Annotated in this window: 16 protein-coding genes and 1 tRNA gene; 12 read left to right on the top strand and 5 right to left on the bottom strand. The window is 45.2% G+C overall.

Annotation, left to right across the window (positions count from 1 at the left end; translation table 11 throughout):
• Window positions 1–36 precede the first annotated feature (36 nt).
• Window positions 37–1,263: a multifunctional CCA addition/repair protein gene (locus tag VME0621_RS10765; RefSeq protein ID WP_062456671.1), complete on the top strand. Its 1,227-nt coding sequence runs from the start codon at window positions 37–39 to the stop codon at window positions 1,261–1,263.
• Window positions 1,264–1,274: 11 nt separating this feature from the next.
• On the opposite strand, the gene VME0621_RS10760 is transcribed toward VME0621_RS10765, so the two are convergent.
• The 3 genes from VME0621_RS10760 to folB are packed head-to-tail and all read right to left on the bottom strand — an operon-like array spanning window position 1,275 to window position 2,930.
• Entirely contained in the window at window positions 1,275–2,078 is an 804-nt protein-coding gene (locus VME0621_RS10760) for an undecaprenyl-diphosphate phosphatase (RefSeq protein WP_038229107.1), read from the bottom strand.
• Window positions 2,079–2,091: 13 nt separating this feature from the next.
• A complete protein-coding gene (folK, locus tag VME0621_RS10755; protein ID WP_038229104.1) occupies window positions 2,092–2,574 on the bottom strand; it encodes a 2-amino-4-hydroxy-6-hydroxymethyldihydropteridine diphosphokinase in 483 nt (160 codons plus the stop codon).
• Window positions 2,571–2,930 (bottom strand): dihydroneopterin aldolase, encoded by a 360-nt coding sequence (folB, locus tag VME0621_RS10750; protein WP_038229103.1) that lies wholly within the window; start codon window positions 2,928–2,930, stop codon window positions 2,571–2,573. The genes folK and folB overlap by 4 nt, the downstream gene beginning before the upstream one ends.
• Before the next feature lie 105 nt (window positions 2,931–3,035).
• On the opposite strand from folB, the gene plsY reads away from it, so the two are divergent.
• The gene (gene plsY / locus VME0621_RS10745) at window positions 3,036–3,632 is read left to right on the top strand and encodes a glycerol-3-phosphate 1-O-acyltransferase PlsY (protein ID WP_038229101.1); all 597 of its coding nucleotides are present in this window, start codon (window positions 3,036–3,038) and stop codon (window positions 3,630–3,632) included.
• Window positions 3,633–3,710: 78 nt separating this feature from the next.
• Here the strand turns inward: plsY and VME0621_RS10740 are convergent, their stop codons facing one another.
• Both VME0621_RS10740 and tsaD read right to left on the bottom strand, forming a co-directional pair.
• Window positions 3,711–4,523 (bottom strand): alpha/beta fold hydrolase, encoded by an 813-nt coding sequence (locus tag VME0621_RS10740; RefSeq protein WP_062456666.1) that lies wholly within the window; start codon window positions 4,521–4,523, stop codon window positions 3,711–3,713.
• 111 nt (window positions 4,524–4,634) lie between these two features.
• On the bottom strand, window positions 4,635–5,654 hold the full coding sequence (tsaD, locus tag VME0621_RS10735; protein WP_038229098.1) for a tRNA (adenosine(37)-N6)-threonylcarbamoyltransferase complex transferase subunit TsaD: 1,020 nt from the start codon (window positions 5,652–5,654) through the stop codon (window positions 4,635–4,637).
• Between the two features lie 242 nt (window positions 5,655–5,896).
• On the opposite strand from tsaD, the gene rpsU reads away from it, so the two are divergent.
• The 10 genes from rpsU to VME0621_RS10685 all read left to right on the top strand — a co-directional run bounded on the left by rpsU (window position 5,897) and on the right by VME0621_RS10685 (window position 17,069).
• Window positions 5,897–6,112, top strand: a complete 216-nt coding sequence (rpsU, locus tag VME0621_RS10730; RefSeq protein WP_001145625.1) for a 30S ribosomal protein S21 — start codon at window positions 5,897–5,899, stop codon at window positions 6,110–6,112.
• Between the two features lie 26 nt (window positions 6,113–6,138).
• Window positions 6,139–6,582: a GatB/YqeY domain-containing protein gene (locus VME0621_RS10725; RefSeq protein WP_006075067.1), complete on the top strand. Its 444-nt coding sequence runs from the start codon at window positions 6,139–6,141 to the stop codon at window positions 6,580–6,582.
• Window positions 6,583–6,663: 81 nt separating this feature from the next.
• Window positions 6,664–8,430, top strand: a complete 1,767-nt coding sequence (gene dnaG, locus VME0621_RS10720) for a DNA primase (RefSeq protein ID WP_006075066.1) — start codon at window positions 6,664–6,666, stop codon at window positions 8,428–8,430.
• Between the two features lie 100 nt (window positions 8,431–8,530).
• Window positions 8,531–10,381 (top strand): RNA polymerase sigma factor RpoD, encoded by a 1,851-nt coding sequence (gene rpoD / locus VME0621_RS10715; protein ID WP_038229094.1) that lies wholly within the window; start codon window positions 8,531–8,533, stop codon window positions 10,379–10,381.
• 141 nt (window positions 10,382–10,522) lie between these two features.
• Window positions 10,523–10,598: transfer RNA gene (locus tag VME0621_RS10710), tRNA-Ile, on the top strand.
• Window positions 10,599–10,839: 241 nt separating this feature from the next.
• Window positions 10,840–11,535 (top strand): VC0807 family protein, encoded by a 696-nt coding sequence (locus VME0621_RS10705; protein ID WP_006075064.1) that lies wholly within the window; start codon window positions 10,840–10,842, stop codon window positions 11,533–11,535.
• A 695-nt stretch (window positions 11,536–12,230) separates the two neighbouring features.
• The gene (locus VME0621_RS10700; protein WP_038229092.1) at window positions 12,231–13,913 is read left to right on the top strand and encodes an ABC transporter substrate-binding protein; all 1,683 of its coding nucleotides are present in this window, start codon (window positions 12,231–12,233) and stop codon (window positions 13,911–13,913) included.
• 149 nt (window positions 13,914–14,062) lie between these two features.
• Entirely contained in the window at window positions 14,063–15,049 is a 987-nt protein-coding gene (locus VME0621_RS10695) for an ABC transporter permease (protein WP_006075062.1), read from the top strand.
• A 2-nt stretch (window positions 15,050–15,051) separates the two neighbouring features.
• Entirely contained in the window at window positions 15,052–16,077 is a 1,026-nt protein-coding gene (locus VME0621_RS10690; RefSeq protein ID WP_062456664.1) for an ABC transporter permease, read from the top strand.
• A gap of 2 nt (window positions 16,078–16,079) precedes the next feature.
• Window positions 16,080–17,069 (top strand): ABC transporter ATP-binding protein, encoded by a 990-nt coding sequence (locus VME0621_RS10685; protein ID WP_006075060.1) that lies wholly within the window; start codon window positions 16,080–16,082, stop codon window positions 17,067–17,069.
• Window positions 17,070–17,101: the final 32 nt, after the last annotated feature.

The following is a 17,101-nucleotide window of genomic DNA, read 5'->3' as shown; positions in this document are numbered from 1 at the left end:
AATGCCAACGGCTAAGTACGAAAAAGGGGAGCCAATTTGCAAGTCTATCTTGTTGGGGGCGCAGTACGCGACCAATTGCTTAAACTTGAGGTCTATGACAAAGATTGGGTCGTGGTTGGCGCAACACCAGAACAAATGTTGGCTGACGGCTTTCAAGCTGTAGGCAAGGAATTTCCTGTCTTCTTGCATCCTAAGTCGAAACAGGAACACGCTCTCGCTCGCACTGAACGCAAAGCTGGCAAAGGCTATACCGGTTTCGAATGCTTTTCATCGCCAGATGTTACTCTAGAACAGGACTTAATGCGCCGCGATCTTACCATTAACGCCATGGCACAGGACGATTCCGGACGTATTATTGATCCTTACAACGGACAGCAAGACATAAAAAATAAAGTGTTACGTCATGTCTCACCGGCATTCGTTGAAGATCCACTTAGGGTGCTGCGAGTCGCTCGTTTCGCGGCCAAGCTTGCTCACCTCGGATTTACTGTCGCTCAAGAAACCATGGATCTAATGAAATCAATTGTTAACGATGGGGAATTGCAGTACTTAACCGCCGAGCGAGTGTGGCAAGAGTGGCACAAATCACTGACAACTCGTCATCCTGAGGTGTTTTTAGATGTACTTCGTTCCTGCGGTGCGCTTGCAGTTGTTTTGCCAGAGTTAGACGCACTGTTTGGTGTTCCACAACCTGAAAAGTGGCATCCTGAGATCGATACGGGCATACACACGCTGATGGTTGCACAGCAAGCTGCATTGCTAAGCACATCGCCAATCGTCCGTTTTGCCGCTCAAGTTCATGACCTCGGAAAAGCTCTAACGCCTGCAGAAGAGTGGCCAAGCCATAAGCTTCATACACACACTGGACAAAAAGCTATAAAGTCTCTTTGTAGTCGCGTACGTGTACCTAATGAGTACCGTGATTTAGCTGTTGCGGTTTGCGCTCAGCACTCCAACGTTCATCGTGCGGCCGAGCTAAGGCCGGCAACCTTCATTAAGATTTTTGGCCAACTCGATGTGTGGCGTAAACCTGAAAAATTACAGCAAGTCTTGGTTTGCTGTGAGGCCGATCATAAAGGACGAAAAGGACTGGAGAGAGCCCCGTATCCACAAGCTGAACGTTTCATGCAAGCTTACCAAGCGGCAATCAGTGTGGAAGTGCAAGACATCATAGCAGATGGTTTTAAAGGGCAAGCAATTAAAGAAGAACTTGATAAGCGTCGTGTTAAAGCCGTAGAACAAAGCCTAAGCCCTAAGGCTTAGGCTTTGTCGTCTTAGCTCATCAGTAGAAACGCAAATAGGCCCACACCTAAAATCAGTCGATAGATCACAAATGGTGTCATACCCATTCTTGAGATCAATTTTAGGAAGAAGTGAATACAAATGTAGGCGCTAATAAAAGACACGATGATGCCAGTTAGTAGGAAACCAACATGAATGGGCTCAGAGCCTGTCACCAGTTTTAGACCAAGATAAGCACCAGCCAGAGTGATAATTGGGATAGACATCAGAAACGAGAAACGCGCTGCCGCTTCGCGAGTAAATCCGAGATACAACGCCGCCGTGATGGTCGCACCAGAGCGAGAAGTACCAGGTATGATCGCCAAAGCTTGTGCTAAGCCAATAAATAACGCTTTCTTCCAACCCGCTTGGTATTCATCGTCTGCTAACTTGGAGTTTTTGTCTACCCACCAAAGCAGCAAACCAAACACGATTGTCGTTGTCGCAATCACATAAGCACTGCGCAAATACAGTTCCACGATGTCCTTCATCAGCAAACCAAAGATACACGCAGGAATAGTTGCAAGGACAATCATCCAAGCCAACTTAGCCTCTTTACTGCGCTCTCCTTTGAAAATAGAGCCGAATAGCGCGCCAAATAAGGTAACCACTTCCTTGCGGAAATAGATAACCACCGCAGCTAACGTACCCACGTGTACTGCCACATCAAAGGCTAAACCTTGGTCTTCCCATCCTAAAACCGCTGAAGGTAAAATCAGGTGAGCCGAACTTGAAATAGGTAAAAACTCAGTAAGTCCCTGAATTAGAGCCAATATAAAGGCTTCAAAATAACTCATTATTAACTACCAACTAAAATTGAAAATCGATTCTTCTTAAAGCCACAGGAGCTGGAATCGCCGCTAAGATCTGACAGAGTGTGCGCTCATCATTTGGAATGACCAAATCTGGAGCAAGATCATACAGAGGTTGTGTGACAAATGAATATTTAAAAATGTCTTCACGTGGAACAAGCGGCTTTTTTTGTGAGATTTCATTTCCAAACAACAGGATATCGAGATCTATGGTGCGATTTTGAAACTTAGCCGCGTCAATATCTCGCCCCCACTTTACTTCGATCTCTTTCAAAGCAGCACTAAACTCAACCAAGTTCAGCGATGTATCTAAACGAACCACCATGTTGTAGAAATCATTACCTGAGAAACCAAAAGATTCACAAGCATACACCGGTGACATTTTTAAGTTACTAGCGATGAGCGATAGCTCTTGGCACGCAGCGCGAATGTGTTTTTCACGATCCACATTAGAGCCCACACCAATAAAGGCAGTAATCATGCCTCGCCTCTTTCGATGACAACACCAACACTTTTGGCCTGTGGTACTGCACCCGGTTTCGCTAAACGAATTCTCACCCAAGGCACTGAAAATTGAGTTTGAATTAACTCAGCAATTTCTTCAGCAACTCTTTCTACCAGCAGAAAACGACCGTTTTCAATATGATTGAGTACGGCTTCGCTCACCTTTGAGTAATCTAATGCATCAATGACATCGTCGCTTTTTCCAGCTGGAGCATTGTCGTGAGCCATCTCAATATCTAATATAAGCTTTTGTTTTATTTCTTGTTCCCAGTCATAAACACCAATAGTAGTAATGACTTCAAGCTGTTCTATAAATACTTTATCCAATGCCATGATTTGTCCTTTATTAGAGGTCGGATACCCATTTGTTGGGAAAAAACGTACTATTTTCGATATGATATCAGTCCCCTTAGATAATTTCTTGCGAAAAGGTGCCTAATGACCCCGTTAGCGTTTGCTATGATCATCGCAGCTTACTTACTTGGTTCAGTCTCAAGTGCAGTGCTGATCTGTCGTTTGCTGCGATTACCCGATCCAAGAACAGTAGGCTCAAATAACCCAGGCGCTACCAATGTGCTTCGTATCGGAGGCAAAGGGGCGGCGGTAGGTGTACTATTGTGCGATATGCTCAAAGGTACAATTCCGGTTTGGAGTGGCTACTATCTGGGGATAGACCCTGTCATTCTTGGTGTCATTGCGATTGCTGCGTGTCTTGGGCACATGTACCCTATTTTCTTTCACTTCAAAGGCGGAAAAGGAGTCGCGACCGCACTTGGCGCGATTGCACCTATCGGCTGGGATCTCACCGGACTTATCACTGGCACTTGGTTACTGGTTGCTGTGATCTTTCGTTATTCGTCCTTAGCGGCCATAGTCACGGTTTTGCTTGCACCAGTTTACACTTGGATGGCAAGACCACTCTTTACGCTTCCTGTTGCTATGTTGAGCTGTCTTATTTTACTGAGGCATCACCAAAACATTCGCCGATTGTTTGATGGAAGTGAACCCAAACTTGGTAAGAAAAAAATCTCGTAGTTGGCAGCTAACCAAATAGCAAAAAGCGGCGCCAATTGGCACCGCTAAACACTATTTGAGCGTGGAGAGTTATCACTGTTAGCTATGCTGAGCTAAGAACTCTGTCAGCATGGCAGTCACGTATTCTGGCTGCTCTAAATTACTGATATGACCAGCTTCTGGAATCACATTGATCGCACTGCCAGAAATCAGATCATTCATCAAATACGATTCAAGTACTGGTCGTGGCTTATCTTCTGCTCCGACTGCGACTAGAGCAGGTAGCGCGAATTTCTCAATTTCATCGCACAAATCACGTCGACCGAAGACCATACGACCAATCCGTGCAACTTCAACCGCTCTGTCACCGCTCAATGCAGACAAATTAGTTTCAAAACCATCAACAAGCTCAGCATTAACCTGTTTGGCATTATTGGCAAAGAACAGTGGCACCACTGCTTCAACAATCGGTGCTGGCACGGCTTTAAGCTCGGTGATCGTTGCTAGCATGGCGAAATATTTAGCATGAGCAACTTCAGGCTCTAGACCTACAAACGTGTCCATAAGGACTAAGCTCTTGACTCTTGCTGGTGCTAATACGGTTAGCTCTGCGCCCCACATCCCGCCAACGGACAAACCAACGATAGAAAACTCATCAATTTCAAGCTCATCCATTAACGCCAAGAGATGTTGCGCGTAATCTTTAAGATTCGACATCGAAGTTGGCGCTGCCTCGGACTCGCCATGTGCCCAAAGGTCTGGAACAATGCAGCGATAGTGTTGGCTTAGCGCTTCCACTTGCGGTTGCCACATCGCACTGTCCCACAAATAGCTGTGACCAAAAAGAACTACTGGTCCTTGACCCACATCTTGATATGCCATGGTTTGGCCATCAACCTTGAATTGTTTCATATTCGTTCATTCCCTATGTTTTTTAACAGGTTAACACAGATAGTAAGTCACAGACTTTCGCTATTTTGTTAAAATATGTCGTTAAAAAAGGCCACCTAAGTGACCTTTTCTTTACGCTTTAATCGGCTTTAGTTGGTCAATTGGCCAACGTGGCGTAGCCTCTACTGAGAGCTCAGCGGCTTCACCATTTTTCAGTCGCTGCATACCGGCATAAGCTATCATGGCACCATTATCGGTACAAAATTCAGTACGAGGATAATAGACTTCACCTCCAATTTTGTTCGCGAGAGTTTCAAGCTCTTGACGCAAGAATTTGTTAGCACTCACACCACCAGCAATAACGATGCGCTTCATGCCAGTTTGTTTTAGAGCACGCTTACATTTAATGGCCAATGTATCGCACACCGCTTCTTGGAATGCATAAGCGATATCTGCACGGGTTTGTTCGCTATCATCATTGGCCGCGATTGTATTCGCAGCAAAAGTCTTCAAACCAGAGAAACTCATATCCAAACCTGGACGATCCGTCATTGGACGCGGGAACTTAAATCGACCCGGTGTGCCTTTGTCAGCTAATTTAGACAACAAAGGTCCGCCTGGATAATCCAACCCCATCAATTTAGCGGTTTTATCAAAGGCTTCACCCGCAGCATCGTCAATAGACTCACCAAGGATCTGATATTCACCAATGCCTTTTACTTCAACGATCATACTGTGGCCACCAGAGACCAAAAGCGCAATAAATGGAAATGGCGGTGGGTTGTCCTCTAACATTGGGGCAAGCAGGTGACCTTCCATATGATGTACAGGAATAGCCGGAACTCCCCACGCGTACGCCATGCTTCGACCAATCGTAGTACCCACTAACAGTGCACCAACCAGACCCGGACCGGCGGTATACGCGACACCATCAATATCTTTTGGCGTTAAATTCGCTTCCGCTAATGCAGCTTTGATCAACGGGATCGTTTTTTTTACATGATCACGAGATGCCAGTTCAGGAACCACACCACCATAATCGGCGTGCAGTTTCACTTGGCTATATAGTTGATGCGAAAGCAACCCTTTCTCATCGTCATAGATTGCGATGCCAGTTTCATCACAAGAGGTTTCAATACCTAAAATGCGCATATTGTTCTCGACATATTTCGAAATTGGCGCAATATTACCTCGTCATTGGCTCTCAAACAAATTTTGTACAAGAGATAGACGACAAAGTACTTTACAAAGCCTATCTGATCGGATTAAAATTCCGCACCATTTTTGATCTAGCTGGTTTATCGCTTAGAACTAAGAACTTCGATAGGAACGTCTTAGACCTAACAAACAAGCGCCAGCATTAATGAATAGTTAACCCCTGAGGTGAAAGGCATATGCCAGTAGTTAAAGTACGTGAAAACGAACCGTTCGACGTTGCACTACGTCGTTTCAAGCGCTCTTGCGAAAAAGCAGGTATCCTTTCTGAAGTGCGTCGTCGTGAGCACTATGAAAAACCAACTACAGTTCGCAAACGCGCTAAAGCAGCAGCTCAAAAGCGTCACGCTAAGAAGCTAGCTCGCGAAAACGCTCGTCGCGTTCGCCTGTACTAATAACTAGGTCCAATAGGATTTAAGTTATGGCTCTGATTGATAAACTCAAAGACGAGCAAAAACTAGCGATGAAAGCCAAGGACAAACCGCGCCTTGGCACTATTCGTTTAGCTTTAGCCGCCATTAAGCAACGTGAAGTTGACGAACAGATTACTCTGGGCGAAGACGACATTCTTGCTGTGCTGACTAAAATGGTTAAACAACGTCGCGACTCTGTTACGCAATTTGAAGCAGCTGGTCGTCAAGACCTTGCTGAAGCTGAGCAAGCTGAAATTGCCGTACTTGAGGACTTTATGCCTCAACCGCTGACTGACGAGGAAGTATCTGCACTGATTGAAAGTGCGATTACCGAATCTGGTGCTGCGGGCATGCAAGACATGGGTAAGGTAATGGGTGTGCTTAAGCCACAAATTCAAGGCCGTGCAGATATGGGTAAAGTAAGTGGTCTAGTTCGCGCTAAACTCGCTTAATCTCCCAATCAAATTGCAGCAAGCCGTGCTATCCTTTGGAACGCACGGCTTGTTTGTATCTCACTCTCGTAAAAAGGTTTTATGGCAGGAATTATCCCTCGTAGCTTTATTGATGATCTGTTGGCTCGTCTCGATATAGTCGACATCATTGATGCGCGCGTAAAACTGAAAAAACAAGGCAAGAACTACGGTGCTTGCTGCCCTTTCCATAACGAGAAAACACCGTCATTTAGTGTTAGCCAAGAGAAACAGTTCTATCATTGTTTTGGCTGTGGTGTACACGGTAATGCGATTGATTTTCTTATGGAATATGAACGCCTTGAGTTCGTTGAGGCGATCGAAGAGCTGGCCGCTTCACTTGGGTTAGATGTCCCTCGTGAACAACGTAATGGCAGCTCAGGCAATTTTTCCAAAGGGCCTACAGCCAATAGTGAGCAGAAACGATCTTTGTATGATCTCATGGGTACGATCGGACAGTACTACCGAGATCAGCTTAAAGTTTCATCAAATAAAGCCGCTATAGAGTACTTAAAGGGTCGTGGACTCTCTGGAGAAATTGTCCAAAAGTTTGGCATTGGTTACGTGCCTGACGAGTGGGACAGTGTTCGAAAGAACTTCGGTCAACAGAAAGCTACCCAAGACATGTTGGTGTCCGGCGGTATGCTAATTGAGAACGACAAAGGTAACCGATACGACCGATTTAGAGGACGTATCATGTTCCCAATCCGCGATAGGCGCGGAAGAGTAATTGGGTTTGGCGGACGCGTTCTTGGTAACGACACGCCTAAGTATCTCAACTCACCCGAAACACCGATTTTCCATAAAGGTAAAGAGCTGTACGGCCTTTATGAAGTGTTGCAGGCGTATAGAGAGCCTCCACAAGTCTTGGTTGTTGAAGGCTATATGGACGTGGTTGCCTTAGCTCAATACGGTGTTGATTACTCCGTCGCCTCACTCGGCACATCGACCACAGGCGATCACCTTCAGGTCTTGTTTCGTCAAACAAGCACCGTGGTGTGCTGTTACGACGGTGACCGAGCGGGACGAGATGCAGCATGGCGCGCCATGGAAAATGCATTGCCGTATCTAAACGATGGCCGACAACTAAAATTTATGTTTTTGCCGGATGGCGAGGATCCCGATTCCTTCATTCGTCAAAACGGTAAAGAGGCATTTGAAACTGAAGTACAAAATGCAATGCCTCTCTCTGACTTTATGTTCTCCTCGCTAATGCAGCAGGTAGATAGTCGAACAAAAGAAGGCATGGCGAAGCTTAGTACGCTAGCCGTTCCACTCATCGATAAAGTGCCTGGTGGAACTCTGCGTCTATACTTGAGAGAACTTCTCGGACGCAAACTTGGGCTTGTTGATGAAAGGCAGCTTCAGCAACTAATTGACCGACAAGGCCAACAAGAAACGCGAGCTCAGCCTCATAAAGAGATTAAACGCACACCAATGCGTGAAGTGATAGCTCTCCTTTTGCAAAATCCGAGCTATGCTGAAATGGTACCTGACCTCTCAACGGTAAGAGATTTATCATTACCGGGGTTGAATTTATTCGTGGAAGTGGTTGATAAATGTCAAGCGCATCCCCATATGACTACAGGCCAGTTATTAGAACAATGGCGTGGTAGCAACAATGAGGCACTTCTGTCTCGTCTCGCAAGTTGGGTTATTCCACTTGACGACGACAATCAAGAAGACGTATTTATCGATTCATTGGACAAGATATTGTCTCAGTGCATCGAAAAACAAATTGAAAACCTGCAGGCCAAAGAAAGAAGTGTCGGCTTATCAGTCGAAGAAAAACGGGAGCTGCTAGCCTTGATGCTAGACTTAAAAGCGTAACCCAATTCAGTTAGTCAGCAATGAATAAATTTGTTAATATTAGTGGTTTGCATTTCGCATACTAAAATTCCTTCACCAGATCTTAAGTTGGATATCGTCTATGGACCAAAATCCGCAGTCACAGCTAAAATTACTTGTCATTAAGGGCAAGGAACAAGGCTATCTGACCTACGCAGAAGTAAATGACCACCTACCTGAAGAAATCGTCGATTCTGAACAGGTAGAAGATATTATTCAGATGATTAATGACATGGGTATTAAGGTAGTAGAAACTGCTCCTGATGCTGATGACCTTGCTCTGAATGATGACAACAACATCACTGATGAAGATGCTGCCGAAGCTGCTGCTGCAGCGCTTTCAAGTGTAGAAAGTGAAATCGGCCGTACAACTGACCCAGTGCGCATGTACATGCGTGAAATGGGTACCGTTGAGCTATTGACTCGCGAAGGCGAGATCGACATTGCGAAACGTATTGAAGACGGTATCAACCAAGTTCAAAGCTCTGTAGCTGAATACCCAGGCACTATCCCTTATATTCTTGAACAGTTTGACAAGGTTCAAGCTGAAGAGCTTCGCCTTACCGACGTAATCACAGGCTTCGTCGATCCAAACGAAGAAGAAACGACAGCGCCAACGGCGACTCACATCGGTTCTGAGCTTTCTGAAGCAGATCTGGAAGACGAAGACGACGAAGACGCTGATGAAGATGACGATAGTGAGGAAGAGGAAGAAGATACAGGTATCGACCCTGAACTTGCTCTAGAGAAGTTCACAGCGCTTCGCAATAGCTATCAAGACCTTCAACTTGTTATCAACGAATATGGTTACGACAGCCCACAGGTGGCTAAGTCACATGAGTTGGTCCAAGAAGTCTTTAAAGAATTCCGTCTGACACCAAAACAATTTGATCACCTAGTGAACGAATTGCGCACTTCTATGGATCGTGTACGTACTCAAGAGCGTCTGATCATGCGTCAAGCTGTTGAATACGGTAAGATGCCTAAGAAGTCTTTCATTGCCGTCTTTACTGGTAATGAGTCAAGTGATGCTTGGCTAGATGAAGTACTTGCTTCTGACAAGCCTTACGCAGAGAAAATCAAACGTTACGAAGATGACATTCGTCGTTCGATTCAAAAACTGGACATCATTGAAGAAGAAACATCGCTTTCTGTTCAAAACATCAAAGACATCAGCCGTCGTATGTCTATCGGTGAAGCGAAAGCTCGTCGTGCGAAGAAAGAGATGGTTGAAGCGAACTTACGTCTCGTAATTTCGATTGCTAAAAAGTACACCAACCGCGGTCTACAGTTCTTGGATCTGATCCAAGAAGGTAACATCGGTCTAATGAAAGCAGTAGATAAGTTTGAATATCGCCGCGGTTATAAGTTCTCAACTTATGCGACATGGTGGATCCGTCAGGCAATCACTCGCTCCATCGCAGACCAAGCTCGTACCATCCGTATTCCAGTGCATATGATCGAAACGATCAACAAGCTGAACCGTATTTCTCGCCAAATGCTTCAAGAAATGGGCCGTGAGCCTCTTCCAGAAGAGTTGGCAGAACGTATGCAAATGCCGGAAGATAAGATTCGTAAAGTACTAAAAATCGCTAAAGAGCCTATCTCTATGGAGACACCAATTGGTGACGACGAAGATTCGCATCTAGGTGATTTCATTGAGGATACTACTCTAGAGCTGCCTGTTGATTCAGCAACAATGACTAGCCTACGAGTGGCGACTAAAGACGTGCTAGCAGGTCTTACTCCTCGTGAAGCAAAAGTATTACGCATGCGTTTCGGTATCGATATGAACACTGACCACACTCTAGAAGAAGTGGGTAAACAGTTCGACGTAACGCGTGAGCGTATCCGTCAGATCGAAGCGAAAGCACTACGTAAACTGCGTCACCCAAGCCGCTCAGAGACCCTGCGCAGCTTCCTTGACGAGTAATTCGTAAGCAATTTAGCAAAAAGGTGAGCACTAGCTCACCTTTTTTGTTTTATGCGGTTTAAGTGATTAAAAAGCAAGCGCAATTACCCCTTATTGCGTCTAGACACCCAGCGTCCCTTCCCCTATAATCATCCACCTATCGGCCCCTTAGCTCAGTGGTTAGAGCAGTCGACTCATAATCGATTGGTCCGCAGTTCAAGTCTGCGAGGGGCCACCAAATTTAGAGAAGGCGCATGGAGAAATCCATGCGCCTTTTTCGTTTTTCCGTCGTACTAAACAATTACTACTAGCACTCAATACGCTAAGCGAGTAACGTTATCAAATGAGCATCGAAACCCTGCTAGTTAATATATCGTTACATAACTTCACCAGTTAACGCTTTACACTTGCTTCTTGGCGTTGAACACTGCCTTGCAACGTGTAGTTAGCAGTCAATAAAGTAGAGTCTGAAAGATATTATGAATAACACGACGGCTAAAAAGTCGAATCCCCTATTTGAAATCCTATTTAACGTTTTCATCCCGTCCTTCATTTTGATGAAATTCAGCGGTGATGAACACCTAGGGACGACCATGGCGTTGGTTGTCGCTTTACTCTTCCCTGTCGTGTACGGTGGCATGGACCTAATCCGCAATAATAAGTTTAACTTTATCGCTGCGCTAGGCTTCGTGAGCGTCCTATTGACTGGTGGTATAGGCCTATTGGAACTAGACACGCGCTGGTTGGCCTTTAAAGAAGCCCTGATTCCTGGCCTAATCGGTTTAGCGGTACTAGGCTCAACATTTACTCGTTACCCATTCATGCAAAAGATGATTTTGAATGACAGCGTGTTTAATCTGTCATTAATCAAACAGCGCTTGAATGAGAATGGTAATACCGAAGGCTTCGAACGTTGCTTAGTCTCCTCAAACTACTTATTTGCTAGTACTTTTGCTTTTTCCTCAGCGATGAACTATTTCTTAGCAACATGGATTGTTACCAGCCCAGCAGGAACACCAGCGTTTAACGAGGAGCTTGGTAAGCTCACACTATATAGCTACCCTATAATCGCAATTCCAAGTATGTTGATGATGGTTGGCATCTTCTACTACCTGTGGCGCCAAATCAGACAAATGACGTCATTAGAAACCGAGCAGATCTTCCATAGCGAATAATTCTCCAACGCCTGAGAGCAGTTTTTCTCTCAGGCACATTTACACAGACTTTCCCTCACATACAGAAGCAGTCCTCTGCTGTTCGAAAATTCTCTTTATTGATGTTACTTAAGTCTCCAGTGACCACGTAGATCTAAAACATCTGTTGAGCAGAACACTTAATTTTCTCGTCGTAAATTAAGTGTCACGAAACATATTAATCGAATCTATTTGAGTGGATTCGTCGTGATAAGGTCGGCCGAAATAATGGATTATTCATCAATTTGCGATAGTAATCACAACAAATAGCCCACTCAATTTTCCATTAAAAATTAACGTCTAAATTCACCTAGTGATCACAGTCACAGCCAATCTAAAACCAAACCCAAGGCCATGTAAATAAAGACATATCTAGTTTGTAACCACTAACAAACCATATTACTACCACTTAAAAACGTGATATTTACCCACCACTAAACCTGTTCAAAAAACACTCACAACTATCGGTTTTTGACGTTTTTGACGTGTCAAAATACTATTTTGACGTTTTTAACGGGAACAGTAATTGATAAATTATCTTTTAAGGTGTTTTCTTAATAACGCCTAAGGCCTACAGGCCACTCTTTAGGACACATATTAAGAGGTAGGCTTTAGCACAATGTGAGGAAGGTAGGCTTACCTTCCAGTGAAACAAAAGCAAATAGTAAGGAATAGCTATGCTTGCGCATATTAAAAAAACAGCACTAGCGACAGCAATTATCGCAACCTCAGTAACAGGTTTTAGCTCTGTTACCGTCGCAGCGGAACGCAGCGAACTGACCATCCACCCGAAAGAGTTCAACACTTTTGTACGCAACTTTAACCCTTATCTGGGTGCGACCAACCTACACACTACGACAGATTTCCTATTCGAACCTTTAGTTGTTTTCAACGAAATGCACGGCAACAAACCAGTATTCCGTTTGGCTGAAGGCTTCAAAATGTCTGATGACCTAAAAACAGTGACCTTTGATATCCGTAAAGGTGTGAAATGGTCTGACGGCGAAACATTCGACGCCGATGATGTTCTATTCTCATTCAATCTAGTGCAGAAAAATCCAGCACTAGACCAAAGCGGCATCAACTCTTGGGTAGAGAAAGTTGAAAAGCTGAATGACTACCAAGTGAAGTTCTATCTAACAGAAGCAAACTCTAACGTCCCATACGAGATTGTTAAAGTGCCAGTGGTTCCTGAGCACGTGTGGAAAGACGTTAAAGATCCAACGACCTTCACTAACGAAAATCCTGTAGGTTCTGGTCCATTTACTGAGATCGATACATTCACTCCACAGCTATACGTTCAATGTCGTAATCCTAACTACTGGGACAACGACAACCTAGAGGTTGATTGTCTGCGTGTTCCACAAATTGCTAACAACGACCAGTTCCTAGGCAAAGTTGTTAACTCAGAAATGGATTGGACATCATCGTTCATTCCTGACATCGACCGCACTTATGCTGCCGCTTCTCCAAACCATCAATACTGGTATCCACCAGCGGGTACACAAGCATTTGTTGTTAACTTCAAAAACCATGACGCTGCGAAAAAAGAGGCCCTTACTAACGTCGACTTCCGTCGTGCATTCTCAATGGCTCTTGACCGTCAAACTATCATCGACATCGCCTTCTATGGCGGCGGTACTGTGAATGACTTCGCTTCTGGCCTTGGCTACGCATTCGCCACTTGGTCTGACGAAGCGATTCACAATAAATACAAAGGCTACAACAGCTACGATGTTGACGGTGCAAAAGCATTGCTAGAAAAAGCAGGCTTTAAAGATGTGAATGGCGATGGCTTTGTAGACACTCCATCAGGTAAATCATTTGAGCTCTTTATCCAATCACCTAACGGCTGGACAGATTTTAACAACACGGTTCAACTTGCTGTAGAGCAACTAGCTGAAGCGGGCATCAAAGCCAAAGCTCGTACGCCTGATTTCTCTGTTTATAATCAAGCAATGTTAGAAGGTAACTACGACGTCGCTTATACCAACTACTTCCACGGTGCAGATCCATACACGTATTGGAACTCAGGTTATAACTCTACGCTTCAAGCTGGTGACGGTATGCCTCGCTTTGCAATGCACTTCTACAAGAATGCTGAGCTAGATAACTTGCTAAATAGCTTCTACAAGACGGCAGATAAAGATGAGCAGCTAGAAATTGCTCATGGCATCCAGAAGATCATTGCTCAAGACCAAGTCACTATTCCAGTGATGTCAGGTGCTTATATGTACCAATACAACACCACTCGTTTTGCGGGTTGGTGGAATGAGCAAAATCCTAAAGGTCGTCCAAATATCTGGGCAGGTATTCCAGAGCGTCTACTACACGTACTGGACCTAAAACCAGTTAAGTAAACACAAACTAAAAGCGGTACATCCGTGCCGCTTTCTTCCCCTTTCTATGTCTATTTGATGTTTGGCGCTCGTCGTCAGGGGATTGCTCGTCTCTAATTTGGAGGCGGCGTAGCCAGCAAAGGAAAAGCTGGGTAATTAAGGTGTGAGTTATGGGTTATTTTTTAAGACGTTTGTCATTATATGCAGTAGCACTATTAGTTGCGGCTACTATCAACTTTATTATTCCAAGGGCGATGCCGGGCGATCCGGTCACTATGATGTTCGCTCATACAACGGTGCAAATTACACCAGAGCGTATTGCAGCAATGAGAGAGCTGCTGGGCTTTGTTGACGGTAATTTATTCGTTCAATATCTAACGTACATGAAGAACATTTTAAGTTGGGAGCTTGGTGTTTCGGTTCAGTTCTTCCCATTAACCGTCAGTGAGCTGTTAGGCGGCGCATTCGGTTGGTCACTGTTTCTGGCGGGCACCGCTGTCGTGATGTCTTTCTCTATCGGCTCGGTTCTTGGTATTTTCGCAGCTTGGAAGCGCGGTTCTCGTTTCGACACATTCGTTACTCCTGGAATGCTCATTATTCAGGCGATTCCACCTGTGGTTATTGCCATGTTAGCTATGTTCATCTTTGCGATAGGCCTGAAATGGTTTCCTACGGGCTATGCGTATACCCCAGGCACCATTCCTGAATGGACAAGCTGGGCATTTATCAAAGATATGCTTTATCACGCAGCGCTTCCCCTTTTCTGCGCCACAATCATTCAAATCGGCGGCTTTCTAGTGAACATGCGTAACAACATGATCAACTTGTTGGGAGAAGACTACATCACCATGGCTCGCGGTAAGGGCTTAAGTGAAAACCGCGTGGTATTCAACTACGCAGCGCGTAATGCGCTCCTACCAAGTGTCACTGCGCTTTCTATGGCGTTGGGTATGGCGATAGGTGGTCAGTTAATCGTCGAAATCATCTTCAACTATCCGGGACTTGGCAGTGTCATGCTGAATGCAATTCATGCTCGTGACTATCAAGTACTGCAAGGACAACTTCTTATTATGACGCTCTTTATGCTGTTCTTTAACTTAGCTGCAGACATGTTGTATGTCGTGCTAGACCCACGTCTACGCAAAGGAGGAAAATAGTCATGAACGGTTTTCTCTCTTTAGTTTGGCGCAACACCACTGCGCGTATCGGACTTATCATCATCGGCTTATTTATGTTTGTGGCCATTGCCGCACCTCTAGTCACCAAACATGCACCAGACAAGCGTACGGGTAACCCTCACGAATACCCATCAGCGGTGGTTAAGTTAGCGCAAGCTAACCCAGACGGCTGGGTAGCGCAAAATCTAGCGGATGATCGTAGAACGTTACTCATGTCGAAAAAGGCAGATCATGTATTGGGAACCACGCGTATGGGGCGTGATGTATGGTCTCAAGTAGCTTACGGCGCTCGCGTATCACTGATGGTGGGTTTTAGTGCTGGCCTAATCGTATGCGTGTTAGCCACGGTAATCGGAATTTCCGCGGGTTACTTTGGCGGCCGTGTTGATAGTGTACTGACCTCGGCAATGAACATCATGCTGGTGATTCCGCCCTGGCCTCTTCTCTTTGTTGTTGCCGCTTTCGTTGGTGAGGCGGGGCCAATGACCATCGCGGTCGTTATTGCCTCCATCTCTTGGGCATGGGGAGCAAGGGTTATTCGTGCACAAACCTTATCACTTCGAGAAAAAGAGTTCGTAAAAGCGGCTGAAGTACTTGGTGAATCACGACTACGCATCATTTTTGTTGAGCTGCTACCAAACCTAATCTCAATTGTTGGTGCAAGTTTCATCGGCTCAGTGTCTTACGCCATCTTGATGGAAGCCATTATCTCTTTCTTGGGAATGGGCGATCCAAACACCATCAGCTGGGGCATCATGCTTTATAACGTTCAAACTTCCTCAGCCATGCTGATTGGCGCATGGTGGGAAATTCTAGCTCCATGTATCGCGTTGACTCTTCTTGTTACCGGCTTAGCACTGCTTAACTTTGCCGTTGATGAAATTGCCAACCCGCAACTTCGTTCTCACAAAGGCCTTAAACGCTGGAAGAAAATCGCAGAACAAGACAAACAGGAACGCGAAGTACAAGTCGCGCCACAAAATGCACTTTGGAGCGGAGATCGTTAATCATGTCAGAACCACTAATTTCAGTCCGCAATTTGTGCGTAGATTACATCACTGAGGCAGGCGATGTTCGAGCGTGCAACAATGTTAGTTTCGATATCGGTAAAGGCGAAGTGTTTGGTCTTGCAGGGGAATCTGGTTGTGGCAAATCAACCGTTGCCTTCTCACTAATGCGCTTGCACAAGCCACCCGCGTTTATTTCAGGTGGAGAAGTGATCTTCAATGGCGAAGATATCCTTCAATACAGTGATGATCGTATGCAAACCTTCCGCTGGAGCCAAATGTCTATGGTATTCCAAAGCGCCATGAATGCTTTGAACCCTGTACTTACCATGGAAGAGCAGTTCTGTGACGTTATTATGCGCCATACCAATATGACTCGTGAACAGGCCGTAAGACGTGCTCAAGGCTTATTGGAGATTGTTGATATTCATCCGAGCCGTCTAAACGACTACCCGCACCAGTTTTCTGGTGGTATGCGCCAGCGCTTAGTGATTGCGATTGCTCTCGCCCTCAACCCGAAAATGATCATCATGGATGAGCCAACCACTGCGCTTGATGTGGTTGTACAGCGTGAGATTCTGCAAAAGATCTATGCCCTCAAAGAGGAGTTTGGATTTTCGATCTTGTTCATCACCCACGACATTTCACTTATGGTGGAGTTCTCAGATCGCATTGGGATCATGTATTCCGGTGAGCTTATTGAAGTTGCCCCTTCACAACAGATTTTAGATTCACCCTACCACCCGTACACAAAAGGGCTGGGAAGTTCATTCCCTCCTTTAACAGGTCCTAAAACCAAGTTAACGGGCATTCCAGGTAATCCACTAAACCTATTGGAGATTCCACAAGGCTGCCGCTTCCAAGCACGGTGCGATCGCGTTCATGAAACATGTACTCGCGTACCAACGAAGTTACGCCAAATTGAGCCGAACCGTTTTTCTAACTGCCACTTATATGGCGACACCATCGCTGTATCGCAAGAGTTGTCATAAGCAACCAGCAACAAACTGAGCAAGTTATACAA

This window comes from Vibrio mediterranei (genome assembly GCF_900088415.1).
Classification (GTDB): domain Bacteria; phylum Pseudomonadota; class Gammaproteobacteria; order Enterobacterales; family Vibrionaceae; genus Vibrio; species Vibrio mediterranei.
Note: the sequence above shows the minus strand (reverse complement) of the source record. Positions and strands in the feature narration are given on the sequence as shown.